Origin of the sequence: Xenorhabdus sp. BG5, assembly GCF_015163665.1 — a bacterium.
Taxonomy (GTDB): Bacteria; Pseudomonadota; Gammaproteobacteria; order Enterobacterales; family Enterobacteriaceae; genus Xenorhabdus.
Genome location: NZ_JADEUG010000043.1, coordinates 1 through 25,116 on the forward strand (window position 1 = coordinate 1; position 25,116 = coordinate 25,116).

Annotated in this window: 42 protein-coding genes and 1 pseudogene; 38 read left to right on the top strand and 5 right to left on the bottom strand. The window is 43.9% G+C overall.

The annotated features are described in order from the left end of the window. The 33 genes and pseudogenes from tuf to IQ209_RS16445 form a co-directional block, all read left to right on the top strand. A pseudogene (gene tuf / locus IQ209_RS16285) lies at window positions 1-382 on the top strand (elongation factor Tu); the annotation flags it as partial. Window positions 383-625: 243 nt separating this feature from the next. Further along, window positions 626-820 carry a bacterioferritin-associated ferredoxin gene (gene bfd / locus IQ209_RS16290; RefSeq protein ID WP_193852279.1) on the top strand — a complete coding sequence of 65 codons (195 nt, stop codon included), beginning with the start codon at window positions 626-628 and terminating at the stop codon, window positions 818-820. 76 nt (window positions 821-896) lie between these two features. Further along, window positions 897-1,373 (top strand): bacterioferritin, encoded by a 477-nt coding sequence (gene bfr, locus IQ209_RS16295; RefSeq protein WP_193852280.1) that lies wholly within the window; start codon window positions 897-899, stop codon window positions 1,371-1,373. Window positions 1,374-1,690: 317 nt separating this feature from the next. Then, on the top strand, window positions 1,691-2,002 hold the full coding sequence (gene rpsJ, locus IQ209_RS16300) for a 30S ribosomal protein S10 (RefSeq protein ID WP_001181005.1): 312 nt from the start codon (window positions 1,691-1,693) through the stop codon (window positions 2,000-2,002). Between the two features lie 32 nt (window positions 2,003-2,034). After that, window positions 2,035-2,667, top strand: a complete 633-nt coding sequence (gene rplC / locus IQ209_RS16305; protein ID WP_189760120.1) for a 50S ribosomal protein L3 — start codon at window positions 2,035-2,037, stop codon at window positions 2,665-2,667. A 16-nt stretch (window positions 2,668-2,683) separates the two neighbouring features. Next, window positions 2,684-3,289 (top strand): 50S ribosomal protein L4, encoded by a 606-nt coding sequence (gene rplD, locus IQ209_RS16310; RefSeq protein WP_099133064.1) that lies wholly within the window; start codon window positions 2,684-2,686, stop codon window positions 3,287-3,289. Next, the gene (gene rplW / locus IQ209_RS16315) at window positions 3,286-3,588 is read left to right on the top strand and encodes a 50S ribosomal protein L23 (RefSeq protein ID WP_038269605.1); all 303 of its coding nucleotides are present in this window, start codon (window positions 3,286-3,288) and stop codon (window positions 3,586-3,588) included. Before rplD ends, rplW begins: the two co-directional genes overlap by 4 nt. Window positions 3,589-3,607: 19 nt before the next feature. Further along, on the top strand, window positions 3,608-4,432 hold the full coding sequence (rplB, locus tag IQ209_RS16320) for a 50S ribosomal protein L2 (protein WP_193852281.1): 825 nt from the start codon (window positions 3,608-3,610) through the stop codon (window positions 4,430-4,432). 14 nt (window positions 4,433-4,446) lie between these two features. Next, window positions 4,447-4,725 carry a 30S ribosomal protein S19 gene (gene rpsS / locus IQ209_RS16325; RefSeq protein WP_011148791.1) on the top strand — a complete coding sequence of 93 codons (279 nt, stop codon included), beginning with the start codon at window positions 4,447-4,449 and terminating at the stop codon, window positions 4,723-4,725. 14 nt (window positions 4,726-4,739) lie between these two features. Then, a complete protein-coding gene (gene rplV / locus IQ209_RS16330) occupies window positions 4,740-5,072 on the top strand; it encodes a 50S ribosomal protein L22 (protein WP_010847481.1) in 333 nt (110 codons plus the stop codon). Window positions 5,073-5,089: 17 nt separating this feature from the next. Continuing rightward, a complete protein-coding gene (rpsC, locus tag IQ209_RS16335; protein ID WP_010847482.1) occupies window positions 5,090-5,791 on the top strand; it encodes a 30S ribosomal protein S3 in 702 nt (233 codons plus the stop codon). Between the two features lie 12 nt (window positions 5,792-5,803). Continuing rightward, complete coding sequence (gene rplP, locus IQ209_RS16340; RefSeq protein ID WP_012990491.1) at window positions 5,804-6,214, top strand: 50S ribosomal protein L16; 411 nt, start codon at window positions 5,804-5,806, stop codon at window positions 6,212-6,214. After that, window positions 6,214-6,405: a 50S ribosomal protein L29 gene (gene rpmC / locus IQ209_RS16345; protein ID WP_010847484.1), complete on the top strand. Its 192-nt coding sequence runs from the start codon at window positions 6,214-6,216 to the stop codon at window positions 6,403-6,405. Before rplP ends, rpmC begins: the two co-directional genes overlap by 1 nt. Beyond that, on the top strand, window positions 6,405-6,659 hold the full coding sequence (gene rpsQ / locus IQ209_RS16350) for a 30S ribosomal protein S17 (protein WP_086107748.1): 255 nt from the start codon (window positions 6,405-6,407) through the stop codon (window positions 6,657-6,659). The genes rpmC and rpsQ overlap by 1 nt, the downstream gene beginning before the upstream one ends. Before the next feature lie 175 nt (window positions 6,660-6,834). Further along, a complete protein-coding gene (gene rplN / locus IQ209_RS16355; protein ID WP_010847486.1) occupies window positions 6,835-7,206 on the top strand; it encodes a 50S ribosomal protein L14 in 372 nt (123 codons plus the stop codon). A gap of 10 nt (window positions 7,207-7,216) precedes the next feature. Continuing rightward, complete coding sequence (gene rplX, locus IQ209_RS16360) at window positions 7,217-7,531, top strand: 50S ribosomal protein L24 (RefSeq protein WP_045968050.1); 315 nt, start codon at window positions 7,217-7,219, stop codon at window positions 7,529-7,531. Window positions 7,532-7,544: 13 nt separating this feature from the next. After that, a complete protein-coding gene (gene rplE / locus IQ209_RS16365; RefSeq protein ID WP_074021486.1) occupies window positions 7,545-8,084 on the top strand; it encodes a 50S ribosomal protein L5 in 540 nt (179 codons plus the stop codon). Window positions 8,085-8,096: 12 nt separating this feature from the next. Beyond that, a complete protein-coding gene (gene rpsN, locus IQ209_RS16370; protein ID WP_010847489.1) occupies window positions 8,097-8,402 on the top strand; it encodes a 30S ribosomal protein S14 in 306 nt (101 codons plus the stop codon). A gap of 33 nt (window positions 8,403-8,435) precedes the next feature. After that, window positions 8,436-8,828 carry a 30S ribosomal protein S8 gene (gene rpsH, locus IQ209_RS16375; protein ID WP_038240479.1) on the top strand — a complete coding sequence of 131 codons (393 nt, stop codon included), beginning with the start codon at window positions 8,436-8,438 and terminating at the stop codon, window positions 8,826-8,828. A 14-nt stretch (window positions 8,829-8,842) separates the two neighbouring features. Continuing rightward, window positions 8,843-9,376 (top strand): 50S ribosomal protein L6, encoded by a 534-nt coding sequence (rplF, locus tag IQ209_RS16380; RefSeq protein WP_074021488.1) that lies wholly within the window; start codon window positions 8,843-8,845, stop codon window positions 9,374-9,376. Between the two features lie 9 nt (window positions 9,377-9,385). Further along, window positions 9,386-9,739: a 50S ribosomal protein L18 gene (gene rplR, locus IQ209_RS16385; protein ID WP_193852282.1), complete on the top strand. Its 354-nt coding sequence runs from the start codon at window positions 9,386-9,388 to the stop codon at window positions 9,737-9,739. Between the two features lie 14 nt (window positions 9,740-9,753). After that, window positions 9,754-10,254, top strand: a complete 501-nt coding sequence (gene rpsE, locus IQ209_RS16390; RefSeq protein WP_193852283.1) for a 30S ribosomal protein S5 — start codon at window positions 9,754-9,756, stop codon at window positions 10,252-10,254. A gap of 5 nt (window positions 10,255-10,259) precedes the next feature. Beyond that, a complete protein-coding gene (gene rpmD / locus IQ209_RS16395) occupies window positions 10,260-10,439 on the top strand; it encodes a 50S ribosomal protein L30 (RefSeq protein ID WP_045968059.1) in 180 nt (59 codons plus the stop codon). 3 nt (window positions 10,440-10,442) lie between these two features. Then, entirely contained in the window at window positions 10,443-10,877 is a 435-nt protein-coding gene (gene rplO, locus IQ209_RS16400; RefSeq protein ID WP_193852284.1) for a 50S ribosomal protein L15, read from the top strand. Window positions 10,878-10,884: 7 nt separating this feature from the next. Then, complete coding sequence (secY, locus tag IQ209_RS16405) at window positions 10,885-12,216, top strand: preprotein translocase subunit SecY (RefSeq protein ID WP_193852285.1); 1,332 nt, start codon at window positions 10,885-10,887, stop codon at window positions 12,214-12,216. A gap of 32 nt (window positions 12,217-12,248) precedes the next feature. Further along, complete coding sequence (gene rpmJ / locus IQ209_RS16410) at window positions 12,249-12,365, top strand: 50S ribosomal protein L36 (protein ID WP_045968063.1); 117 nt, start codon at window positions 12,249-12,251, stop codon at window positions 12,363-12,365. 148 nt (window positions 12,366-12,513) lie between these two features. Then, entirely contained in the window at window positions 12,514-12,870 is a 357-nt protein-coding gene (gene rpsM, locus IQ209_RS16415) for a 30S ribosomal protein S13 (RefSeq protein ID WP_038240472.1), read from the top strand. Between the two features lie 15 nt (window positions 12,871-12,885). Continuing rightward, the gene (gene rpsK, locus IQ209_RS16420; RefSeq protein ID WP_002919257.1) at window positions 12,886-13,275 is read left to right on the top strand and encodes a 30S ribosomal protein S11; all 390 of its coding nucleotides are present in this window, start codon (window positions 12,886-12,888) and stop codon (window positions 13,273-13,275) included. Between the two features lie 36 nt (window positions 13,276-13,311). Continuing rightward, complete coding sequence (gene rpsD, locus IQ209_RS16425; protein WP_074021493.1) at window positions 13,312-13,932, top strand: 30S ribosomal protein S4; 621 nt, start codon at window positions 13,312-13,314, stop codon at window positions 13,930-13,932. Between the two features lie 25 nt (window positions 13,933-13,957). Beyond that, entirely contained in the window at window positions 13,958-14,947 is a 990-nt protein-coding gene (gene rpoA, locus IQ209_RS16430) for a DNA-directed RNA polymerase subunit alpha (RefSeq protein ID WP_038269634.1), read from the top strand. 40 nt (window positions 14,948-14,987) lie between these two features. Then, window positions 14,988-15,380: a 50S ribosomal protein L17 gene (gene rplQ, locus IQ209_RS16435; protein WP_074021494.1), complete on the top strand. Its 393-nt coding sequence runs from the start codon at window positions 14,988-14,990 to the stop codon at window positions 15,378-15,380. Between the two features lie 176 nt (window positions 15,381-15,556). Continuing rightward, complete coding sequence (gene zntR, locus IQ209_RS16440; RefSeq protein WP_193852286.1) at window positions 15,557-15,970, top strand: Zn(2+)-responsive transcriptional regulator; 414 nt, start codon at window positions 15,557-15,559, stop codon at window positions 15,968-15,970. An 86-nt stretch (window positions 15,971-16,056) separates the two neighbouring features. Beyond that, window positions 16,057-16,257, top strand: a complete 201-nt coding sequence (locus tag IQ209_RS16445) for a ribosome alternative rescue factor ArfA (RefSeq protein WP_193852287.1) — start codon at window positions 16,057-16,059, stop codon at window positions 16,255-16,257. A gap of 46 nt (window positions 16,258-16,303) precedes the next feature. Here IQ209_RS16445 and trkA read toward each other — a convergent pair whose 3' ends face one another. The 4 genes from trkA to def form a co-directional block, all read right to left on the bottom strand. Then, entirely contained in the window at window positions 16,304-17,680 is a 1,377-nt protein-coding gene (gene trkA / locus IQ209_RS16450) for a Trk system potassium transporter TrkA (RefSeq protein WP_193852288.1), read from the bottom strand. A 93-nt stretch (window positions 17,681-17,773) separates the two neighbouring features. Further along, the gene (gene rsmB / locus IQ209_RS16455; RefSeq protein ID WP_193852289.1) at window positions 17,774-19,054 is read right to left on the bottom strand and encodes a 16S rRNA (cytosine(967)-C(5))-methyltransferase RsmB; all 1,281 of its coding nucleotides are present in this window, start codon (window positions 19,052-19,054) and stop codon (window positions 17,774-17,776) included. A gap of 105 nt (window positions 19,055-19,159) precedes the next feature. Next, window positions 19,160-20,107 carry a methionyl-tRNA formyltransferase gene (fmt, locus tag IQ209_RS16460; RefSeq protein ID WP_193852290.1) on the bottom strand — a complete coding sequence of 316 codons (948 nt, stop codon included), beginning with the start codon at window positions 20,105-20,107 and terminating at the stop codon, window positions 19,160-19,162. A 24-nt stretch (window positions 20,108-20,131) separates the two neighbouring features. Then, complete coding sequence (gene def / locus IQ209_RS16465) at window positions 20,132-20,644, bottom strand: peptide deformylase (RefSeq protein ID WP_193852291.1); 513 nt, start codon at window positions 20,642-20,644, stop codon at window positions 20,132-20,134. Between the two features lie 133 nt (window positions 20,645-20,777). On the opposite strand from def, the gene dprA reads away from it, so the two are divergent. From dprA to IQ209_RS16490, 5 genes are read left to right on the top strand one after another with little or no spacing between them, the layout of a single operon-like run. After that, window positions 20,778-21,866: a DNA-protecting protein DprA gene (gene dprA / locus IQ209_RS16470; RefSeq protein ID WP_193852292.1), complete on the top strand. Its 1,089-nt coding sequence runs from the start codon at window positions 20,778-20,780 to the stop codon at window positions 21,864-21,866. 60 nt (window positions 21,867-21,926) lie between these two features. Further along, window positions 21,927-22,478 (top strand): type I DNA topoisomerase, encoded by a 552-nt coding sequence (locus tag IQ209_RS16475; protein WP_193852293.1) that lies wholly within the window; start codon window positions 21,927-21,929, stop codon window positions 22,476-22,478. A gap of 1 nt (window position 22,479) precedes the next feature. Beyond that, window positions 22,480-23,049 carry an L-threonylcarbamoyladenylate synthase type 1 TsaC gene (gene tsaC, locus IQ209_RS16480; RefSeq protein WP_193852294.1) on the top strand — a complete coding sequence of 190 codons (570 nt, stop codon included), beginning with the start codon at window positions 22,480-22,482 and terminating at the stop codon, window positions 23,047-23,049. Window positions 23,050-23,055: 6 nt separating this feature from the next. Continuing rightward, entirely contained in the window at window positions 23,056-23,880 is an 825-nt protein-coding gene (aroE, locus tag IQ209_RS16485) for a shikimate dehydrogenase (protein ID WP_193852295.1), read from the top strand. Next, window positions 23,877-24,128 (top strand): DUF1488 domain-containing protein, encoded by a 252-nt coding sequence (locus tag IQ209_RS16490; protein ID WP_193852296.1) that lies wholly within the window; start codon window positions 23,877-23,879, stop codon window positions 24,126-24,128. The genes aroE and IQ209_RS16490 overlap by 4 nt, the downstream gene beginning before the upstream one ends. Here IQ209_RS16490 and IQ209_RS16495 read toward each other — a convergent pair. Further along, the gene (locus IQ209_RS16495; protein WP_193852297.1) at window positions 24,125-24,667 is read right to left on the bottom strand and encodes a gamma carbonic anhydrase family protein; all 543 of its coding nucleotides are present in this window, start codon (window positions 24,665-24,667) and stop codon (window positions 24,125-24,127) included. The genes IQ209_RS16490 and IQ209_RS16495 overlap by 4 nt on opposite strands. Between the last annotated feature and the right edge of the window lie 449 nt (window positions 24,668-25,116).

Genomic DNA, 25,116 nt, shown 5'->3' on the forward strand with positions numbered 1-25,116 from the left:
AGGCCGTGCGGGTGAGAACGTGGGTGTTCTGCTGCGTGGTACTAAGCGTGATGACGTTGAGCGTGGTCAGGTTCTGGCGAAGCCAGGCTCTATCCACCCACACACTCAGTTTGAATCTGAAGTGTATATCCTGAGCAAAGATGAAGGTGGTCGTCATACACCATTCTTCAAAGGTTACCGTCCACAGTTCTACTTCCGTACGACTGACGTAACCGGTACTATCGAACTGCCAGAAGGCGTAGAGATGGTAATGCCAGGTGACAACATCAACATGGTAGTTAACCTGATTGCGCCAATCGCAATGGACGAAGGTCTGCGTTTTGCAATCCGTGAAGGTGGTCGTACTGTAGGCGCCGGTGTTGTTGCTAAAGTTATTGCTTAATCTTTGATTATCAAAAGATTATAAGAAAGAGGAGCTAAGGCTCCTCTTTTTCTATTCTGAGCCACCATAATTGGTGGTTTTTTGTTGCTCAACAAAATAAAAACAATAATTGAAATGAGATTTATTTCTATTTACTATTCCGGGGTGTCGTTTATTTTATAAGCGTGGACAATTTTGGGTATAGGGGTTTTATGCGACCTAAATAGTCATCAAGAGTGTGTAAATAGTTAGAAGAGAGTTTCCATGTATGTTTGTCTCTGCAATGCAATAAGTGATAAAACCATACGTAATGCTGTTCATCAGCAACATATTCGTTCTATCAGAGAATTGAGGAATTTTGTTCCTGTAGGAAGCGACTGCGGAAAATGCATACGTCAAGCACGTGAAATAATGAATGAGGAGATTGCTCTACTACCTCCAATAAATAATGTTGCCTAAAATAAGTACAATTTACTTGCAATTACTCTGCCAAATTAGTACTACACTTTAGTTACTGGAAGCGGAGGAACTTGCTATGAAAGGTGATAAAAAAATAATTGTACATTTGAATAAACTTCTCGGTAATGAACTTGTCGCCATCAATCAATATTTCTTGCATGCACGGATGTTTAAGAACTGGGGATTGATACGTTTGAATGACTTCGAGTATCACGAGTCCATTGATGAGATGAAGCACGCAGATAAATTTATCGAACGTATTCTTTTTTTGGAGGGGGTTCCAAATCTACAAGATTTAGGCAAGCTCAATATCGGAGAAGATGTAGAGGAAATGCTGAAATCTGATCTGGAATTAGAATTACGTGGAGCAAAGGATCTCAGAGAAGCAATCGCATATGCCGATTCAGTTCATGATTATGTCAGTAGAGACTTGATGATAGAGGTGCTTGCTGATGAAGAAAATCATATTGATTGGTTGGAAACTCAACTTGAACTGATAACTAGAATTGGAATACAAAATTACATTCAATCTCAGCTTAGTGAAGAAGAATAGCTATAATTTTGTCGCCCTATAATTTGATGTATATAGGGCGTTTTTCTTCCATTTTCTTTCTTGCTTTCCTCTTTTTTGTATGTACTTTTTGCATAGATTTCACTCTTAATATTGCTTTGTGGGTAAATTCACGTATAATGCGCGGGCTTACCTACAAGAGTAGGACTGATTATTATCAGTAATGAGCGGTGAATAGCCGCCATTTAAAATACTCCCGATATGGGGGTTATGCACAGAACGATTACACTCCCCCATCAACCGAAATGGGTGTGAGGAGTAATCATTTACGTTTATAAAATAGTTGGAGCTCTGGTCTCATGCAGAACCAAAGAATCCGTATCCGCCTGAAAGCATTTGATCATCGTTTGATCGATCAATCAACTGCGGAAATCGTAGAGACTGCGAAGCGCACTGGTGCGCAGGTTCGTGGTCCGATCCCTCTGCCAACTCGTAAAGAGCGTTTTACCGTTCTGATTTCTCCACACGTTAATAAAGATGCGCGTGATCAGTACGAAATTCGCACTCACAAACGTCTGGTTGACATCGTTGAGCCAACCGAGAAAACCGTTGATGCTCTGATGCGTCTGGATCTGGCTGCCGGTGTAGATGTGCAGATCAGCCTGGGTTAATCAGGTCATTGAACGATTGAGAGGTTGAAACAATGATTGGTTTAGTCGGTAAAAAAGTGGGCATGACTCGCATCTTCACTGAAGATGGCGTTTCAATCCCTGTAACTGTTATCGAAATCGAAAATAACCGTGTAACTCAAGTTAAAAACAAAGAGACTGACGGTTATCGTGCAATTCAGGTAACGACTGGTAGCAAAAAAGCAAGTCGTGTTAAGAAAGCTGAAGCAGGCCATTTCGCTAAAGCTGGCGTTGAAGCAGGCCGCATTCTGCGTGAATTCCGCCTGTCAGAAGACGATGCTGAATTCACTGTAGGTCAAAGCATTAGCGTTGAAATTTTCGCTGACGTTAAAAAAGTTGACGTTACTGGTACATCTAAAGGTAAAGGTTTCGCGGGTACTGTTAAACGCTGGAACTTCCGTACTCAAGATGCTACCCATGGTAACTCCTTGTCTCACCGCGTTCCGGGTTCTATCGGTCAGAACCAGACTCCGGGCAAAGTGTTCAAAGGCAAGAAAATGGCAGGCCAACTGGGTAATGAGCGCGTAACCGTTCAGAGCTTAGATGTAGTACGTGTTGACGCTGAGCGTAACCTGCTGCTGGTCAAAGGTGCTGTTCCAGGTGCAACGAACAGTAACCTGATCGTAAAACCGGCTGTCAAGGCGTAACGTCGAGGAGATAGGAATGGAATTGGTAATGAAAGACGCGCAAAGCGCGCTGACTGTTTCCGAAACTACCTTCGGGCGTGATTTCAATGAAGCGCTTGTGCATCAAGTAGTTGTTGCATATGCAGCTGGTGCTCGTCAAGGTACTCGTGCTCAGAAAACTCGTGCTGAAGTTTCTGGTTCAGGTAAAAAACCATGGCGTCAGAAAGGCACTGGCCGCGCGCGTTCTGGTTCTATTAAGAGTCCAATTTGGCGCTCTGGTGGTGTAACTTTCGCAGCGAAACCACAGGACCACAGTCAAAAAGTTAATAAAAAGATGTACCGTGGTGCTCTGAAAAGCATCCTGTCTGAACTGGTACGTCAAGATCGTCTGATCGTTGTCGAGAAGTTCTCTGTTGAAGCACCTAAGACTAAGTTGCTGGTACAGAAACTGAAAGAAATGGCTCTGGAAGACGTGCTGATCGTCACTAGCGAAGTTGATGAGAATCTGTTCTTAGCAGCTCGTAACCTGTACAAGGTTGACGTTCGTGATACAGCAGGTATCGATCCTGTAAGCCTGATTGCCTTCGACAAAGTGGTTATGACTGCTGAAGCTGTGAAGCAAGTTGAGGAGATGCTGGCATGATCCGTGAAGAACGTCTGCTGAAAGTACTGCGCGCGCCGCACGTATCTGAAAAAGCTTCTACAGCGATGGAAAAGAGCAACACCATCGTTCTCAAAGTTGCGAAAGACGCGACTAAAGCAGAGATCAAAGCTGCCGTACAGAAACTGTTTGAAGTTGAAGTGGAAGGTGTAAACACTTTGCTGGTTAAAGGTAAAGTGAAACGCCACGGACAGCGTATTGGTCGTCGTAGCGACTGGAAAAAGGCTTACGTCACCTTGAAAGAAGGCCAGAACCTGGACTTCGTTGGCGGCGCTGAGTAAGTCGGAGGAGTAAAGAACAATGGCAATTGTTAAATGTAAACCTACGTCTCCGGGCCGTCGCCACGTTGTTAAAGTGGTTAACCCTGAGCTGCATAAGGGTAAACCTTATGCTCCGTTGTTGGAAAAAAACAACAAAACTGGTGGTCGCAACAACAATGGTCGTATTACCACTCGTCACATCGGTGGTGGCCATAAACAGCATTATCGTCTGATTGACTTCAAACGTAACAAAGACGGTATCCCTGCTGTTGTTGAGCGTCTGGAATATGATCCAAACCGTTCAGCAAACATCGCACTGGTTCTGTATAAAGACGGTGAGCGTCGTTACATCCTTGCGCCTAAAGGCCTGAAAGCGGGTGATCAAATCCAGTCTGGTGCTGATTCAGCGATCAAGACCGGTAACGCTCTGCCAATGCGCAACATTCCGGTTGGTTCTACTGTTCACAACATAGAAATGAAACCAGGTAAAGGTGGCCAGTTGGCTCGTTCAGCAGGTGCTTATGCTCAGATCGTTGCACGTGATGGTTCTTATGTAACCCTGCGTCTGCGTTCTGGTGAAATGCGTAAAATACTGTCTGATTGCCGTGCTACTTTAGGTGAAGTTGGTAACGCAGAACATATGCTGCGCGTTCTGGGTAAAGCTGGTGCAAGTCGCTGGCGTGGTATTCGTCCTACCGTTCGTGGTACGGCGATGAACCCAGTAGACCATCCACATGGTGGTGGTGAAGGTCGTAACTTTGGTAAACACCCTGTAACTCCATGGGGCATCCAGACCAAAGGTAAGAAGACCCGTAGCAACAAACGTACTGATAAATATATCGTACGTCGCCGTTCTAAAAAATAATTAGAGGATAAACCATGCCACGTTCTCTCAAGAAAGGTCCATTTATTGACCTGCACTTGCTGAAGAAGGTAGAGAAAGCGGTGGAAAGCGGAGACAAAAAGCCTATTAAGACTTGGTCCCGTCGTTCAACGATCTTTCCTAACATGATCGGTTTGACCATCGCTGTCCATAATGGTCGTCAGCATGTACCAGTTTTTGTTTCCGACGAAATGGTTGGTCATAAACTGGGTGAATTCGCGCCGACCCGTACTTATCGCGGCCATGCGGCCGATAAAAAGGCTAAAAAGCGCTAAGGTAGGAGGAAGAGATGGAAACTATCGCTAAACATCGCCACGCTCGTTCTTCTGCTCAGAAGGTTCGCCTTGTGGCTGACCTGATCCGCGGTAAGAAAGTGTCGCAAGCTCTGGAAACTCTGACCTATACCAACAAAAAAGCTGCTGGTTTAGTGAAGAAAGTACTTGAGTCTGCTATTGCTAACGCAGAACACAACGATGGCGCTGACATCGATGATCTGAAAGTCACGAAAATTTTCGTAGACGAAGGCCCAACTATGAAGCGTATTATGCCTCGTGCCAAAGGCCGCGCAGATCGTATCCTGAAGCGCACCAGCCACATTACTGTGGTTGTGTCCGATCGCTGAGACTCTGGAGACTAGCAATGGGTCAGAAAGTACATCCTAATGGTATTCGTCTGGGTATTGTCAAACCTTGGAACTCTACCTGGTATGCGAATACCAAAGAATTCGCTGACAACCTGGACAGCGACTTTAAAGTTCGCCAGTACTTGAACAAAGAACTGGTTAAAGCATCTATTTCACGTATCGTTATCGAACGTCCTGCGAAAAGCATTCGTGTAACCATTCACACTGCTCGTCCAGGCATTGTAATCGGTAAAAAAGGTGAAGACGTTGAAAAACTGCGTAAAGCTGTAGCGGATATCGCTGGCGTTCCTGCGCAGATCAACATTGCCGAAGTACGTAAACCTGAACTGGACGCAAAACTGGTTGCTGACAGCATCAGTTCACAGCTGGAACGTCGTGTCATGTTCCGCCGTGCTATGAAACGTGCTGTACAGAACGCTATGCGTTTGGGCGCTAAAGGTATAAAAGTGGAAGTCAGCGGCCGTCTGGGCGGTGCTGAAATTGCACGTACTGAGTGGTATCGGGAAGGTCGTGTACCTCTGCATACTCTGCGTGCAGACATCGACTACAATACTTCTGAAGCGCACACCACTTATGGTGTAATCGGCGTTAAGGTATGGATCTTCAAAGGTGAGATCCTGGGTGGTATGGCTGCAGTTGAACAGGCGGAAAAACCGGCTGCTCAACCTAAAAAGCAGCAGCGTAAAGGCCGCAAGTAAGGAGAGTCGCTGATGTTACAACCAAAGCGTACGAAATTCCGTAAAGTGCACAAAGGCCGCAACCGTGGTCTGGCTGCAGGTGCGGATGTTAGCTTCGGCACTTTCGGTCTGAAAGCTGTGGGCCGTGGTCGTCTGACTGCTCGTCAGATCGAAGCGGCACGTCGTGCTATGACCCGTGCAATTAAACGTCAAGGTAAAATCTGGATCCGTGTGTTCCCAGACAAACCTATCACCGAAAAGCCACTCGAAGTGCGTATGGGTAAAGGTAAAGGTAACGTAGAATACTGGGTTGCCTTGATCCAGCCCGGTAAAGTCCTGTATGAAATGGACGGTGTGCCTGAAGAGCTGGCTCGTGAAGCATTCAAGCTGGCGGCAGCGAAACTGCCTATCAAAACCACCTTTGTAACTAAGACGGTGATGTAATGAAAGCACAAGAGCTGCGCGAAAAAAGCGTTGAAGAGCTGAACACTGAGCTGCTGAACCTGTTACGTGAACAATTCAATCTGCGTATGCAGGCGGCAAGTGGCCAGCTGCAACAGTCTCACCTGTTGAAACAAGTGCGTCGTAATATTGCACGCGTTAAGACTTTACTGACTGAGAAGGCGGGTGCGTAATGACCGATAAAATCCGTACTCTGCAAGGTCGTGTTATTAGCGACAAAATGGAAAAATCCATTGTTGTTGCTATTGAGCGTAAGGTGAAACACCCATTGTATGGTAAGTTCATCAAACGTACGACTAAACTGCACGTACATGACGAGAACAATGAATGTGGAATTGGTGATGTAGTGGAAATCCGCGAAACCCGTCCACTGTCTAAGACTAAATCTTGGACTTTAGTTCGCGTTATAGAGAAAGCGGTTCTATAATAGATCGCTGTATCGTACGAAATAAACGGCCCAAAAAATAACGGGGCCGTTTATTTTTCTGTCCATCGCGAAGATGTGGTGTTATAATGCCGCGCCCTCGTAGTATGGGATATTGAAACGGCCTCTTTAAAAATAAAGTGGCTCAGTAGTAGTTGACATTTAGCGGAGCACTAAAATGATCCAAGAACAGACTATGCTGAACGTGGCCGACAACTCCGGTGCACGTCGCGTAATGTGTATCAAGGTTCTGGGTGGCTCGCACCGTCGCTACGCACATGTCGGTGACATCATCAAGATCACTATCAAGGAAGCAATTCCCCGCGGTAAAGTGAAAAAAGGTGATGTCCTGAAAGCGGTAGTGGTGCGCACCAAGAAGGGTGTTCGTCGCCCGGACGGTTCTGTCATTCGCTTCGATAGCAACGCTTGTGTATTGTTGAACAACAATAGTGAGCAAGTTATCGGTACGCGTATTTTTGGGCCGGTGACTCGTGAACTTCGTAATGAAAAGTTCATGAAAATTATCTCTCTGGCACCTGAAGTACTCTAAGGAGCAGGAAATGGCAGCGAAAATCCGTCGTGATGACGAAATTATCGTGCTGACTGGTAAAGACAAAGGTAAGCGCGGTAAAGTAAAACAGGTTCTTTCTTCTGGTAAAGTCATTGTTGAAGGCATCAACCTGGTTAAAAAACATCAGAAACCAGTTCCGGCTCTGAACCAACCAGGTGGCATCGTTGAAAAAGAAGCAGCTATCAATGTTTCTAACGTTGCAATCTTCAATGCAGCAACCGGCAAGGCTGACCGTGTAGGTTTTAGATTTGAAGACGGCAAAAAAGTCCGTTTCTTCAAATCTAACAATGAAACTATCAAGTAATTTGGAGTATACGATGGCGAAACTGCATGATTACTACAAAGACGAGGTAGTCAAGAAACTGATGACTCAGTTTGGTTACCATTCTGTCATGCAAGTCCCTCGGGTCGAGAAGATCACCCTGAACATGGGTGTTGGTGAAGCAATTGCTGACAAAAAACTGCTGGATAACGCAGCAGCTGACTTGGCAGCAATCTCTGGTCAGAAGCCATTGATCACCAAAGCACGCAAATCAGTTGCAGGCTTCAAAATCCGTCAGGGCTATCCAATCGGCTGTAAAGTAACCCTGCGTGGGAAACGCATGTGGGAGTTCTTTGAGCGCCTGATTTCTATTGCTGTACCACGTATCCGTGACTTCCGTGGTTTGTCCGCTAAATCATTCGATGGTCGTGGTAACTACAGCATGGGTGTTCGTGAGCAAATCATCTTCCCTGAAATCGATTACGATAAAGTGGATCGCGTACGTGGTTTGGATATTACTATCACTACTACTGCGAAATCTGATGATGAAGGCCGCGCACTGTTGGCTGCGTTTAACTTCCCGTTCCGCAAGTAAGGCAGGGTACTCATGGCTAAGCAATCAATGAAAGCACGTGATGTAAAACGTGCGAAATTAGCTGAGAAATTCTTCGCAAAACGCGTTGAACTGAAAGCGATCATCTCTGATGTAAACGCATCTGATGAAGACCGTTGGAATGCTGTTCTTAAACTGCAAACACTGCCACGTGATTCCAGCCCTTGCCGTCAGCGTAACCGCTGCCGTCAAACTGGGCGTCCGCATGCATTTTTGCGGAAGTTTGGGTTGAGCCGTATTAAAGTCCGTGAAGCCGCTATGCGCGGTGAAATCCCGGGCCTTAAAAAGGCTAGCTGGTAATTGTCACCAATTGAATCACGGGAGTAAAGACAGATGAGCATGCAAGATCCGATCGCGGATATGCTGACCCGTATCCGTAACGGTCAGGCCGCGAATAAAGTTGCGGTCACCATGCCTTCCTCCAAGCTGAAAGTGGCAATTGCCAAGGTGCTGAAGGAAGAAGGTTACATTGAAGATTTTAAAATCGAAGGCGACACTAAGCCAGAACTGGAAATCACTCTGAAGTATTTCCAAGGTAAGGCTGTTGTAGAAAGCATTCAGCGTGTAAGCCGCCCAAGTCTGCGCATCTATAAGAAAAAAGATGAGCTGCCACAAGTTATGGCTGGTTTGGGTATCGCTGTTGTTTCTACCTCTAAAGGTGTAATGACTGATCGTGCAGCTCGCCAGGCTGGTCTGGGTGGCGAGATTCTCTGCTACGTAGCTTAATTCGGGAGGAAAGAATGTCTCGTGTTGCAAAAGCACCCGTCGTCATTCCTGCCGGCGTAGAGGTTAAACTCGACGGTCAGGTTATTTCGATTAAGGGTAAAAACGGCGAGCTAAGTCGTAAAATCCACAACGCAGTTGAAGTTAATCATGCGGATAGCCAACTGACTTTCGCTCCGCGCGAAGGTTTTGCTGACGCTTGGGCGCAGGCAGGTACAACTCGTTCTCTGCTGAATGCTATGGTTATTGGTGTTAATGAAGGTTTCACTAAGAAACTTCAGCTGGTTGGTGTTGGTTATCGTGCAGCAGTTAAAGGCAACGTAGTTAGCTTGTCTTTAGGCTTCTCGCATCCGGTTGAGCATCAGCTGCCAGCAGGCATAACTGCGGAATGCCCATCACAAACTGAAATCGTACTGAAAGGTGCTGATAAGCAGGTGATTGGTCAGGTTGCGGCAGATTTGCGTGCCTATCGTCGTCCTGAGCCATATAAAGGCAAGGGTGTTCGTTACGCCGATGAAGTCGTGCGTACCAAAGAGGCTAAGAAGAAGTAAGGTAACACTATGGATAAGAAAGCAGCTCGTATCCGTCGTGCGACCCGCGCACGCCGCAAGCTCAAAGAACTGGGTGCGACTCGCCTGGTGGTACATCGTACCCCTCGCCATATTTATGCGCAGGTTATCGCACCAAATGGTTCTGAAACTCTGGTGGCAGCTTCTACAACAGAAAAAGCTATCAGTGAACAACTGAAATTAACTGGAAACAAAGAAGCCGCAGCATTAGTTGGTAAGATTGTTGCTGAACGTGCTTTGGAAAAAGGCATCAAAGATGTATCCTTTGACCGTTCTGGTTTCCAATATCATGGTAGAGTCCAGGCACTGGCAGATGCTGCCCGTGAAGCTGGCCTTCAGTTCTAAGGTAGAGGTGTAAGATGGCTCACATCGAAAAACAAGCTGGCGAACTGCAGGAAAAGCTGATCGCGGTAAACCGCGTATCTAAAACCGTTAAAGGTGGCCGTATTTTCAGCTTTACAGCACTAACTGTAGTTGGTGATGGTAACGGTCGCGTTGGTTTTGGCTACGGCAAAGCACGCGAAGTTCCGGCAGCAATCCAGAAAGCGATGGAAAAAGCACGTCGCAATATGAAAACCGTCGCACTTAACAGCGGCACTTTGTACCACCCAGTGAAAGGCTCACACACCGGTTCTCGTGTGTTCATGCAGCCTGCTCACGAAGGTACAGGTATCATCGCCGGTGGTGCGATGCGTGCTGTTCTGGAAGTAGCTGGAGTTCGTAACGTACTGGCTAAAACCTATGGTTCCACTAACCCGATCAACGTGGTTCGTGCAACTCTGGACGCTTTAGACAGCATGAAGTCTCCAGAAATGGTTGCAGCTAAGCGTGGCAAATCCGTCGAAGAAATTCAGGGGTAATGACCATGGCTAAGACTATTAAAATTACTCAGGTTCGCAGTTCAATTGGTCGTTTGCCTAAGCATAAGGCAACTCTGACTGGTTTAGGTCTGCGTCGCATTGGGCATACTGTCGAGCGTGAAGATACACCAGCTATTCGCGGTATGGTCAACTTGGTTTCCTATATGGTTAAAGTTGAGGAGTAACAGATGCGCTTAAATACTCTGTCTCCGGCTGAAGGTGCCAAGCACGCACCTAAACGTGTAGGTCGTGGTATTGGTTCTGGTCTGGGTAAAACCGGCGGTCGTGGTCACAAAGGTCAGAAGTCTCGTTCTGGCGGTGGCGTTCGTCGCGGTTTTGAAGGTGGCCAGATGCCTTTATACCGTCGTCTGCCAAAATTTGGTTTCACTTCACGTAAAGCAATGGTCACCGCAGAAATTCGTCTGTCTGATTTTGCCCGTGTTGAAGGCGATGTTATCGATCTGAATGCACTGAAAGCTGCTAACATTATTGGCCCTCAAATTGAATTCGCAAAAGTAATGCTTTCTGGCGAACTCAATCGCGCAGTAACTGTGCGTGGCTTGCGTGTTACTAAAGGCGCCCGTGCTGCAATTGAAGCTGCTGGCGGTAAAATTGAGGAATAAGTAACAGATGGCTAAACAACCAGGATTAGATTTTCAAAGTGCCAAAGGCGGATTAGGCGAGTTAAAACGCAGACTTTTGTTTGTCATTGGAGCTCTAATTGTTTTCCGTATTGGCTCTTTTATTCCAATCCCTGGTATTGATGCCGCTGTGCTTGCCAAATTGCTCGAGCAGCAAAGAGGCACCATCATTGAAATGTTTAACATGTTCTCTGGTGGTGCTTTAAGCCGTGCTTCTATCTTTGCACTGGGTATAATGCCGTATATTTCTGCATCTATTATTATCCAGTTGCTAACTGTGGTTAACCCCCGTTTAGCAGAGATTAAGAAGGAAGGGGAAGCTGGTCGTCGTAAGATCAGTCAGTACACCCGTTATGGCACATTAGTGCTGGCAATATTCCAGTCAATCGGTATTGCTACTGGGTTGCCGAATATGCCTGGAATGCAAGGATTAGTTATTAATCCTGGCCTTGCATTCTATTTCACGGCTGTTGTAAGTCTGGTCACGGGAACCATGTTCTTGATGTGGTTGGGTGAGCAGATTACTGAGCGAGGTATCGGTAACGGTATTTCAATCATAATCTTTGCTGGTATCGTTGCGGGTCTACCACCTGCAATTGGTCACACCATCGAGCAAGCTCGGCAAGGCGACCTGCACTTCCTCCTGTTGCTGTTGGTTGCAGTATTAGTGTTTGCCGTAACTTTCTTCGTTGTTTTCATTGAGCGTGGTCAACGTCGTATCGTTGTTAACTATGCAAAACGTCAGCAAGGTCGTAAAGTTTTTGCGGCACAAAGTACACATTTGCCGTTGAAAGTGAATATGGCTGGGGTTATCCCTGCAATTTTTGCTTCCAGTATTATTTTGTTCCCTGGTACCATAGCTTCTTGGTTCGGAGGGGGAACAGGCTGGAATTGGTTGACAACTATTTCTATGTATTTGCAACCAGGTCAACCGCTTTATGTGTTATTATACGCATCTGCAATCATCTTCTTCTGTTTCTTCTACACGGCTTTGGTTTTCAATCCAAGAGAAACAGCAGATAACCTGAAGAAGTCCGGTGCATTCGTACCAGGAATTCGTCCGGGAGAGCAAACGGCTAAGTACATTGATAAAGTAATGACTCGCCTAACCTTAATTGGTGCGTTATATATTACTTTTATCTGCTTAATCCCGGAGTTCATGCGTGATGCAATGAAAGTTCCATTCTATTTTGGTGGTACTTCCCTACTGATTGTAGTCGTCGTCATCATGGACTTTATGGCTCAAGTGCAAACTCTGATGATGTCGAGTCAATATGAGTCTGCATTGAAGAAGGCAAACCTGAAAGGATATAACCGCTAATTGGTTTGCTTGAGAAGTTACGGAGAGTAAAAATGAAAGTTCGTGCTTCCGTCAAGAAATTATGCCGCAATTGCAAAATTGTTAAACGTAACGGTATCGTTCGTGTGATTTGCAATGCAGAGCCTAAGCACAAACAGCGCCAAGGCTAATTAATCGCATATTTTTCTTGCAAAGTTGGGTTGAGCTGGCTAAATTAGCCAGCCAATCTTTTTTATCTGACAGCAACATTGTTTGAGTATCCTGAAAACGGGCTTTTCAGAATGATGTTGCAGTGAATAAATATTGTAGGAGTGCATAGTGGCCCGTATAGCAGGCATTAACATTCCTGATCAGAAACATACTGTAATCGCATTAACCTCGATCTACGGTATCGGTAAAACCCGCTCACAAGCAATTTGTGCAGCAGCGGGCATTGCTGAAAATGTTAAGATCAGTGAGCTGTCTGAAGAGCAAATTGACAAGCTGCGTGACGAAGTTGCCAAATACGTTGTAGAAGGTGATCTGCGTCGTGAAGTAACCCTGAGTATCAAACGTCTGATGGATCTTGGTTGCTATCGTGGTTTGCGTCATCGTCGTGGTCTGCCAGTTCGCGGTCAGCGTACTAAGACCAATGCACGTACCCGTAAGGGTCCGCGTAAACCGATCAAGAAATAATCGGGGTATTGAATAATGGCAAAAGCACCTATTCGTGCACGTAAGCGTGTAAGAAAACAAGTCTCTGACGGTGTGGCTCATATCCATGCTTCTTTCAACAATACCATCGTTACTATTACTGATCGTCAGGGTAACGCATTGGGTTGGGCAACTGCCGGTGGTTCCGGTTTCCGTGGTTCTCGTAAATCTACTCCGTTTGCAGCTCAGGTTGCGGCAGAGCGCTGCGCTGAAGCAGTAAAAGAGTACGGAATTAAGAACCTGGAAGTTATGGTTAAAGGACCTGGTCCTGGCCGTGAGTCAACTATCCGCGCGTTAAATGCGGCTGGTTTCCGCATCACTAATATTACTGATGTGACTCCGATCCCTCATAACGGTTGTCGTCCACCGAAAAAACGTCGCGTTTAGTACGTCTTCGTTTTTTAGGATTGTTGGAGAAAGAAAATGGCAAGATATTTGGGTCCTAAGCTCAAGCTGAGCCGTCGCGAGGGCACAGACCTTTTCCTGAAGTCTGGCGTTCGCGCGATTGACACCAAGTGTAAATTAGAACAGGCACCAGGCCAGCACGGCGCACGTAAACCGCGTCTGTCTGACTATGGTGTACAGTTACGTGAAAAACAAAAAGTTCGTCGTATTTACGGTGTCCTGGAGCGTCAATTCCGTAACTATTATAAAGAAGCGACTCGTCTGAAAGGCAACACAGGTGAAAACCTGCTGAATTTGCTGGAAAGTCGCTTGGATAACGTCGTTTATCGTATGGGTTTTGGCGCGACTCGTGCTGAAGCTCGTCAGATGGTAAGCCACAAGGCTATCACGGTAAATGGTCGCGTTGTTAACATCGCTTCTTATCAGGTATCCCCGAATGACGTAGTCAGCGTTCGTGAAAAAGCGAAGAAGCAGGCTCGCATTAAAGCAGCTTTAGAGCTGGCTGAGCAGCGTGAGAAACCAACTTGGTTGGAAGTTGATGCTGCGAAGATGGAAGGTGTGTTCAAGCGTATTCCTGAACGTACTGATCTATCCGCTGACATTAACGAACACCTGATCGTCGAGCTTTACTCTAAGTAAAGCTTAGCACCAAAGAGAGGACACAATGCAGGGTTCTGTGACAGAGTTTCTAAAACCGCGCCTGGTAGATATCGAGCAAGTCAGTTCGACGCACGCCAAGGTGACCCTTGAGCCATTAGAGCGTGGCTTTGGCCATACTCTTGGCAACGCACTGCGCCGTATTCTGCTTTCGTCTATGCCGGGTTGTGCGGTGACTGAGGTTGAGATTGATGGTGTACTGCATGAGTACAGCACCAAAGAAGGTGTACAGGAAGATATCCTGGAGATTCTCCTCAATCTGAAAGGGCTGGCGGTGAAAGTTCAGGGTAAAGATGAAGTTATCCTTACTTTGAATAAATCTGGCATTGGCCCTGTGACTGCAGCCGATATCATCCATGACGGTGATGTCGAAATCGTCAAGCCGCAGCACGTAATCTGCCATCTGACTGACGAAAGCGCTTCCATTAGTATGCGTATTAAAGTTCAGCGCGGTCGTGGATATGTGCCGGCTTCTGCCCGAATTCATTCGGAAGAAGATGAGCGCCCTATCGGTCGTTTGTTAGTAGATGCCTGCTATAGCCCAGTAGAGCGTATCGCCTACAATGTTGAAGCAGCTCGTGTAGAACAGCGTACTGACTTGGATAAGCTGGTTATCGAGATGGAAACTAACGGTACAATCGATCCTGAAGAGGCGATTCGCCGTGCAGCTACCATTCTGGCTGAACAACTAGAAGCTTTCGTTGATTTACGTGATGTACGTCAACCAGAAGTAAAAGAAGAGAAGCCAGAGTTTGATCCGATCCTGCTGCGCCCTGTTGACGATCTGGAATTGACTGTCCGCTCTGCTAACTGCCTTAAAGCAGAAGCTATCCACTACATCGGTGATCTGGTACAGCGTACTGAAGTTGAGTTACTTAAAACACCTAACTTGGGTAAAAAATCTCTTACTGAGATTAAAGATGTACTGGCTTCACGTGGACTTTCTCTGGGCATGCGTCTGGAAAACTGGCCACCAGCAAGTATTGCTGATGAGTAACTAGATCACAGGTTAAGGTTTTACTGAGAAGGATAAGGTCATGCGCCATCGTAAGAGTGGTCGTCAATTGAACCGCAACAGCAGCCATCGCCAAGCTATGTTTCGTAACATGGCAGGTTCTTTAGTTCGTCATGAAATCATCAAGACGACTCTGCCTAAAGCGAAAGAACTGCGTCGCGTCGTTGAGCCGCTGATTACTCTTGCCAAGACCGACAGCGTAGCTAATCGTCGTCTGGCATTCGCCCGTACTCGTGATAACGAGATCGTGGCAAAACTGTTTAATGAACTGGGCCCGCGTTTTGCGAGCCGTGCAGGTGGTTACACTCGTATTCTGAAGTGTGGCTTCCGTGCTGGTGACAATGCACCGATGGCATACATCGAGCTTGTTGACCGTGCAGCAGAGTCTCAGACAGAAGTAGCGTCTGCAGAGTAATCTGTAGGAGCGTAAAAAGCCGGGTATTATCCCGGTTTTTTATTGCCTTTTAATTTTGATCCTCTAACTCTTCGTTTTATATTCACCATCTAATCTGCAAATTTTTTTCTGTTCAGATGATCTCTTAGCCTATTCTGGTAGTATTGTGATTATTTTCTACTTGATAGGAGAATCTTATGTATCGTATCGGTCAGTTGGCAAAATTAGCAGGTGTAACACCTGATACTATCCGCTTTTATGAAAAACAGGGGCTGATGCTTCATGGAGAAAGAACGGAAGGTGGTTATCGATTATATACTGAACAGGATCTACAGCGATTACGTTTTATCCGCTATGCAAAACAATTAGGTTTTACACTCGAAGCAATTGTAGAACTATTATCTATTAGAGTTGATCCTGAGCACTATACATGCAAGGAGTCAAAACATATTGTTGATTCTAGATTGCGAGAAGTTGAAGAAAAATTATTAGAAATGCAAAAAATGCGTGATTCTTTGAAAATGTTGAGTGATGCTTGTTGTGGTAGTACTCACGTCAGTACATATTGTTCTATATTGGAAATTTTGGAAGAAGGTGCGACAAACAGATAATTTTTCTTTATTGTTTTGGGTGCTAAGAGTACAATCACACTGTTTTTAATTATAAAACTATTTTATTAATTAATTTAGAGGTTATTGTGACAACATATCGCCATAAAAAAGGCATTATCAAAGATAATGCTATAGAAGCCTTATTACATGATCCTTTGTTTAGACAGAGAGTAGAGAAAAATAAAAAAGGTAAAGGAAGTTATAATCGTAAAGAAAAACATGGTAAAAACCATGGTTGGGAGGCCAATGATAATAATTTTATCAAGTTGTTATCATTGGCCTTCTAGCTTTTTAAGTAGATTCTATTAATTGAATAAGTCCGAATTGATGTTTTTACAGGAAGAAAGGACTTGGCTGGAAAAGCTTTTCTACTTCAGGCACGAATTTTTTATCAGTAATAAACATGATTACATGATCACCTTGTTGAATAATACTGTAATCATTTGCAATGATGACTTCTTCATTACGGACAATGGCACCTATTGTTGTTCCTGGTGGTAATTTGATATCACTTATCTTACGCCCAACAACTTTTGAAGTATGTTCATCGCCATGAGCTATGGCCTCGATAGCTTCAGCAACTCCTCTTCTCAATGAGAACACACTGACAATATCTGCTTTACGGACATGACCAAGTAGCGCCGATACTGTTGCTTGTTGAGGTGAAATTGCAATATCAATGACTCCACCTTGTACTAAATCAACATATGCACTGCGTTGAATAAGGACCATTGCTTTTTTGGCCCCCATTCGTTTTGCAAGCATGGCTGACATAATATTGGCTTCATCATCATTTGTTAGCGCTATAAAAACGTCAACTTGTTCAATGTGTTCTTCAGCTAGCAATTCTTGGTCTGAAGCATCACCATAAAACACGATGGTATCGTGCAATAATTCAGCTAATTCAATGGCTCTTTTTTGGTTATGCTCAATTAGCTTGACGCTGTAATCTTTTTCAAGCCGTAAGGCTAAGCCTGCACCAACATTACCGCCACCAACAATCATGATGCGTTTATACGGTTTTTCAAGGCGTTGTAATTCGCTCATTACAGCCCTGATATGTTGTGATGCTGCAACGAAGAAGACTTCATCTCCAGCTTCAATAATTGTTGAACCTTGTGGTCGAATGGGGCGATCTTGACGAAATATTGCAGCAACTTTGCTATCAATATGTGGCATATGCTCTCGGAGTGAGGATAAGGCATTGCCTACCAGTGAACCACCATAATAGGCCTTGACCGCGACAATGCTGACACGCCCTTCAGCAAAATTAACAACTTGTAATGCTCCTGGGTATTGGATTAATTTATAGATGTAATCAATAACCAGTTGCTCAGGAGATATTAGATAATCAATAGGAATATCATCAGGTTGAAATAATTTTTCTGATTCTCGGATATATTCTGATGAGCGTATCCTAGCGACTTTATTCGGAGTGTTAAATAGAGAATAAGCAATTTGGCATGCAACCATATTGGTTTCATCTGAATTTGTGACAGCTATTAACATATCAGCATCTTCAGCGCCAGCTTCCTTCAATACTCTGGGATGGGAGCCATGGCCATTGATAACTCGGAGATCGAATTTATCCTGTAACTGGCGTAGACGATCTGTATCGGTATCAACGACAGTAATATCATTGTTTTCATCAACTAAATTCTCAGCTAACGTTCCACCAACCTGGCCAGCACCCAGAATGATTATCTTCATAGCATTCTCTTCTCAATTGGAAGCCATCTTCTATTCTTGATATTTTAGCAAAACCATAAAATTCTCTCGTCCAGTTGGAACGAGAGAGAGTTATTATTGCTTAGTTAGTCGGGCATAAAAGAAGCCGTCACCGCCCGTAACTTCTGGAATAATTTGCATTCCAGGAGTATCCGAATTGCCTGCTTTTGATAATACTGCATCGGGATGACGGGCCAAAAATGCTCTTATTTGCTCACTATTTTCCTGAGGTAAAATTGAACAGGTGGCATAAACTAGCGTGCCATTTCGCTTCAAATATGGCCAGATAGCTTCAAGGATTTCAGATTGCAATGTAACTAATTGATTTATATCTTCGTTCCTGCGTAGCCATTTTATGTCAGGGTGACGGCGAATAACCCCTGTAGCAGAGCACGGGGCGTCAAGAAGAATACGATCAAATTGTTCATCAGCAGCCCACTCGTGTGGAAGGCGTCCATCACCTGTTTTGACGACAGCATGCAATTTAAGTCGTTGTAAATTCTCTTTTACTCGCTTAATTCGTTGCTCATCAATATCGATAGCGAGAACCTTAGATTTTGGTGCTATTTCGAGGATATGAGTGGTTTTTCCTCCCGGTGCAGCACAAAGATCCAGTATAGATTCACCGTCACATGGGCCTAAGAGTTCAGCACATCCCTGTGCAGAGCGATCCTGAATAGTTACCCAGCCATGGCTAAATCCGGGTAGTGTACTGACAGGACAGGGATTCAGAAGACGAATAGCACTAGGATGGTTGATATCTAATTCTGCTTCTATATTAGCTTCTTCTAATAGTGCAAGATATTCTTTCGCCGTATGATGGAATTGGTTAACTCGTAGCCACATAGGGGGTTTTTGGTTGTTGGCATCCACTATAGTTTGCCAATTTTGTGGATATGCTTTTTGAATGCGTTCTAGCAGCCATTTGGGATGTAGGTGTTGATTATTTTCTCGTTCGATTAATTCTTGTTGCTGGCGCTGAAATTGGCGAAGGACACCATTAACTACCCCTTTCAGCTGTGGTCGTTTTAAATTAGTTGCTCCATTGACGGTTTCGGCAAGTACAGCATGTGCAGGTATACGTGTATATATCAGCTGATATATACCAACCATGATTAGGTAGTGGAAAATACGTTGTTTTCCTTTCAATGGCTTTGCCATTAGTTGACTGATAAACCACTCAAGCTGAGGTAATACTCTCATCACACCAAAACAGATCTCTTGCAACAACGCCTTATCTTTATCAGAAACTTTTTGTTGGAGTTCGGGTATAACGGTGCTGAGGGATTGCCCTTGCTCAAGCACTTGAGTGATTGCTTTTGCAGCGATGCTTCTCAGGTTATATGTATTTTTCATGGTATGGTCAAAAAGCTGACGTTCGTCAGCATGGTAAATAAGAAGAAGCCTGAATGCTAAAATATTCAGGCAAAGTCAGGTTAGTATCAGTTGATTTTGTTAGTATCAGTTGATTTTGCTACCAGGTGTAAACCACTCACGTTTGGAGTTTAAGAGATCGGCAACCGACATTGCTTTCTTGCCCGATGGTTGCAATTGAACAATATTTAATATCCCATCCGCTGTTGCAATTTGAATACCTTTTTTATCCGCGCTGATAATTGTTCCAGGAGCTTGGGTGCTTTGCTCTGCAATGACTTCTGCCTGCCAGATTTTAATTGGTTGATCATCAACTAAGAAGAAGCTCATGGGCCAAGGGTTAAAGGCACGAATACAACGCTCAATTTGGCTTGCCGATAAATTCCAATCTACTTTTGCTTCATCTTTACTCAGTTTTTCGGCATAGGTTGTAAGTGTGTCATCCTGAATTTCAGGCTGGAGGGTTCCCGATGTGATTAAATCTAAGGTGTTGAGTAAGGCTTTTGGCCCAATATCGGCAAGTTTTTCGTATAGGCTAGCACTGGTATCTTCATTTGTAATTGGGCAAATAGATTTCAACAGCATATCACCAGTATCAAGTCCTGCATTCATTTGCATGATCGTTATGCCAGTTTCTTGGTCGCCAGCCCAAATGGAGCGTTGAATGGGGGCTGCACCACGCCAGCGAGGTAGCAAAGAACCGTGGACATTCAAGCATCCTAGACGTGGTATATCTAAAACAGCTTGAGGAAGAATTAAGCCATAGGCAACAACGATCATAATATCAGCTTGCTGCTCCATGACCCACTGTTGGTTTTCTTCTGTACGTAAGGTTTTTGGCTGGAAAACAGGAATATTATGTTTTTCAGCCAATACCTTTACAGGACTTGGTGTCAGTTTCTTACCTCTTCCTGCCGGCTTGTCTGGTGGAGCGAGCACTCCGACAACCTGGTGTTGAGAGTTTAATAAAGCAGCTAAATGGCGAGCCGCGAAATCAGGCGTTCCGGCAAAAATAATACGTAAAGAATCAGACACTGTTATTTCCTGCGATAATAAAAGTTATTTGTTTTTGGCTCTCAGTCGGTCAATTTTTTCAACTTTCTGACGGATGCGTTGACGTTTCAATGGTGATAAATAATCAACAAAGAGTTTACCGACTAAATGATCCATTTCATGTTGAATACAGATTGCCAGTAATTCATCAGCTTCTAATTCAAATGGTTGGCCGTTATAGTCTAAGGCCTTAATTTTTACTTGCTCAGAACGAGGAACAAATCCACGCTGTTCAGGAACAGATAAACAACCTTCTTCTATTCCTGTTTCACCGGTTTTATTAATCAATTCCGGGTTAATCAGAACAAGACGTTGATCACGATCCTCAGAGACGTCAATGACAATAATTCTCTGATGTATATCGACTTGTGTTGCCGCTAAACCAATACCTTCCTCTGCATACATCGTTTCAAACATATCATCAACGATACGCTGAATTTCTGCATCGACTTTTTCTACTGGCTTAGCAACTGTGCGAAGTCGCTCATCTGGATAATGTAATACTTGTAAAACTGACATATATGTTTAGAACTGCATCCAAAAAGTGAGTGATAATTGATGCCTATTCTAGACATTTCCCATTTAGATTGACAGTATTGAACATAAATTAATCATGAGAGGGTTGCTCTCAACCTCAGGTCAGGATGACGATATGGAAACGATGGAAATGTGGTTAAGAATGAAAATGGTCTCTCATCTTTCAACAGCGAAGGCCATGCTTATTATGGATCGCCTGTTACAAACGAAAAATTGCAGTGTATCTTCCCTTAAAGCATGTGGTCTGTCATCTGCACAATGCTTGCAATTTATGAAAGCTAACACTTCCGTGTTGGTTTCGGCTCTCAATTGGTTAGAACAACCAGATCATCATTTGTTGACTTTCTCTCATCCCGCATATCCGCCTTTATTAAAGCAAATACACTCTCCACCTCTTGTTCTTTTTGTTGTAGGTGATGTATCGGTCTTATCTCAAAAGCAAATTTCAATGGTTGGTAGTAGGGCTGCGACTTTTTATGGTGAAAAATGGGGAAAGATATTTGCTAGTGACTTGGCTAAAAATAATCTGGTAATAACTAGTGGGCTGGCGATTGGTATTGACGGTATCTGCCATCAGGCAGCATTGGATTCGGGAGGGAAAACAGTAGCGGTACTTGGTAGTGGTTTTAAAAATATCTACCCCAGCAGACATAAATCCTTAGCCAGACATATTAAAGAATATGGTGCATTAGTTTCCGAATTTTTTCCTGATGCACCACCTAAAGCAAAGCATTTCCCAAGGCGAAATCGAATTATTAGTGGGTTAAGTTTGGCTCTTCTTATTGTGGAAGCTCATAAGAATAGTGGATCACTGATTACAGCGCGTTGCGCTCTTGAACAAGGGCGAGACATCTTTGCATTACCTGGTCCATTAGGCACTCCTGCGAACGAAGGTAATCATTGGTTGATTAAACAAGGGGCTTATTTAGCAACAAATGTAATGGATATCATGGAACATATTAGTTCGTCGTTTCAATGGGTTAACATCGAAGAGAAAAGTCAGGAGGAAGAAAATAAACAATTTGAACAAACAGAGTTGCCATTTGTGGATGTGCTGGTTAACGTAAGTAGTGAAGTTACACCTATTGATGTGATTGCCCAGCGCTCTTCCCTGCCTGTTACCGAAGTTATGACCAAATTATTGGAGTTGGAACTCATGGGAAAAGTTGCTGTTGTTGCTGGTGGGTATGTCCGAACTAATTAAGCGATTTAATTTGTGCTTTTTCTAATGTTATAGCGGCTGCCGATATTCAGCGAGTGAGATATGTCTAAGAAAGTGCCTTTTACTATAAAAGAAAGAGAGCGTTGCCCTGAGTGTAATGCTGAGTTAGTGATTCGCAATGGCGCCCATGGCCCATTTTACGCGTGTTCCAGCTATCCATCTTGCCATTATCTTCGTCCTTTGAAAGCACAAGTAGATGGACATATTGTTAAAGAATTGGATGGTCAAACCTGTCCCAAATGTGGTTTCACTTTAGTCTTACGTCAAGGGCGTTATGGTATGTTCATTGGTTGTGGTCATTATCCTGAATGTGAATATACAGAATTAATTGATAAACCAGATGATACATCAATTAATTGCCCTCAATGCCAGCAAGGAAAATTACTCCAGCGTAAATCTCGTTTTGGTAAGACATTTTATTCTTGTAGTCGCTATCCAGAGTGTCAGTTTGCACTTAACAATAAGCCTACCCCAAGTGAATGTATGTTTTGTCACTATCCATTGTTAATAGAAAAGCGCACTTCCCAAGGTGTAAAATTATTTTGTGCCAGTAAATTGTGTAGTAAGCATCAAGTTAACGAAATTGAGAAATGAAATGAGTTACGTAATCTCACCAGTATTTGATGAAGTTATCACGGCCTTAAAAGAAGAAAAAGTTATTGCTTATCCAACTGAAGCCGTTTTTGGATTAGGGTGTGATCCTGATAGTGAAAATGCAGTGCAAGAGCTATTAGCGTTGAAAAATAGGCCTTGGGAGAAAGGACTAATTCTTATTGCTGATAAGTATGAGAGATTATGTCCTTATATTGATGATGAACAGATAAATGATGCACAGAAAGAAACCATACTCTCATCTTGGCCTGGTCCTGTTACATGGGTAATCCCTGCGAAAGCAGCCACACCAAAATGGTTGACTGGCAAATTTTCAACATTGGCCGTTCGTGTTACGGATCACCCTTTGGTTCAGCAGCTATGCGCTATATATGAAAAACCACTTGTTTCGACCAGTGCGAATCTAAGTGGGTTAGAGCCATGTCGTAGTGCAGAAGAAGTACGACAGCAATTTGGCAATCGTGTTCCAATATTAGAAGGAGAAGTGGGTGGGCGTAAGAATCCATCAGAAATCAGGGATGCGTTAACGGGTAAATTATATCGGCAAGGATAGGTAGTCATGGATAAATTTGCTGTTTTTGGTAATCCAATCGCACATAGTAAGTCTCCTTATATTCATCGATTGTTTGCTGAACAAACAGGTATCGAACATCAGTATGGGAGAGTACTTGCTCCGGTAGAAAACTTTGAACAAACCTTAGCTTATTTTTTCGAACAGGGGGGATTAGGAGCGAATATCACCGTTCCTTTCAAAGAGAGAGCCTATAAATGCTCTGATGAATTGACTGAACGAGCGAGTCTCTGCGGTGCAGTTAACACATTAAAACGGATAGAGGGAAACCGACTGCTCGGTGACAATACTGATGGAATGGGATTATTAGTAGACTTGCAGCGACTCAAATTTCTCTCTCAAGGACAGAGGATTCTGATCATAGGCGCTGGTGGAGCAGCGAAAGGTGTATTGTCTCCTTTGTTATCACTGGACTGTTCAGTCACTATTACTAACCGAACATTTGAACGTGCTCAAATAATCGCAAATACATTTTCTCTATTAGGTGATATCCAGGCCATTGAAATGAGTGCACTTGGCCTTATTACTCCAGATTTTGATATTATCATTAATGCAACAGCTTCTGGCCTTGATGGGCAAATTCCTGCCATCTCTCCGTTGATTTTTCAAAATAATAGTGTGTGTTACGACATGTATTACCAGCATGGATTAACGCCTTTCCTTACGTTTGCTCATCAAAATGGTGTTTCACATTTGGCTGATGGCCTAGGAATGCTGGTAGGTCAGGCTGCGTATTCTTTTGAATTGTGGCATGGTGTATTCCCCGAAATAGAACCTGCTTTAACGGCCTTAAGACAGGAGTTACATGTATGAACCAATCAATTCAATTTCCTGATCGTGAAGAGTGGGATGAAGCAGAAAATAAGGTGATATTTCCAGCAATGGTGGATGGTTTGCTGGTGGAATGTATGATGAGTTCTGATGAAATAAGCGAGCGTTATGGTAAGGATCATCACCCACTCGATTTGTTTCGCCAACATCGCTGGGATTTGGAAGAAGAGTTTGAAACAGCTATTTTGAGTGGGCATGATGATCAATTTGGACGCTACTCTTTGCTTTAAAATTGTGTTGATAGGTAGTCATTTTTCCAGCTAACGTAATTATTAGCGGAATAAAGCAGCCCTTCCAATTCTTCAGGTTTGAGTTTTCGTACTTGTTTGGCAGGGCTACCGACGTACAGATAACCGCTTTCTAATTTTTTACCTGGAGTAACTAGGCTACCAGCTCCAATCACAACATCGTCTTCAATAGTCACTCCATCAAGTAAAATGGAACCCATGCCAACTAAGACTCGATTCCCAATTTTACACCCATGTAGCATTGACTTATGACCTACCGTGACATCTTCGCCAATTATTAGTGGGAAGCCATTTGGATTATCAGGAGATTTATGAGTCACATGTAAAACAGAACCATCTTGAATATTTGTACGTGAACCAATTGAGACATAATTTACATCTCCCCTGATAACTACAAGCGGCCAAATGCTGACATTGTCTGCTAATCTGACATCTCCAATTACAACAGAAGAAGGATCTAAAAGAACTTTTTGACCGACTTGAGGATAGAAATTTAGATATTGACGTAAAACAATAGGCATAAAAACCTCAATAGTTAGAGTGGATCGCAAACATATAAGCAATTATATAGGAATGTTATTGAGGAAAAAAACGCCATGCAATGGAATGATCTGCATTGATTTTAGCCTATTTGTGTTGTTTTTATCTTTAAAAGAACAAAAAGCGCTCACTTAAAAATAAAATTGCAAAAAACTATTGCCAGCGCCGTAAAACGCCCTATAATGCGCTCCCACTGACCGACGCTGCGCTGAAACAGGCCGCGAAGGCCGGTGAGCGAAAAGCGAAAATAATTGCTTGACTCTCAAGGCGAACAGCGTAAAATACGCCGCCTCGCAACCCGGAAGTGAATTCCGGTTGTCAATGCTCTTTAACAAGTTAATCAGACAATCTGTGTGGGCACTCGCAAGAGACTATCGATACGCCGAAAGGCGAGCAAGATTCAAGTCTTAAAGAGTGACTAAGCAGTTAA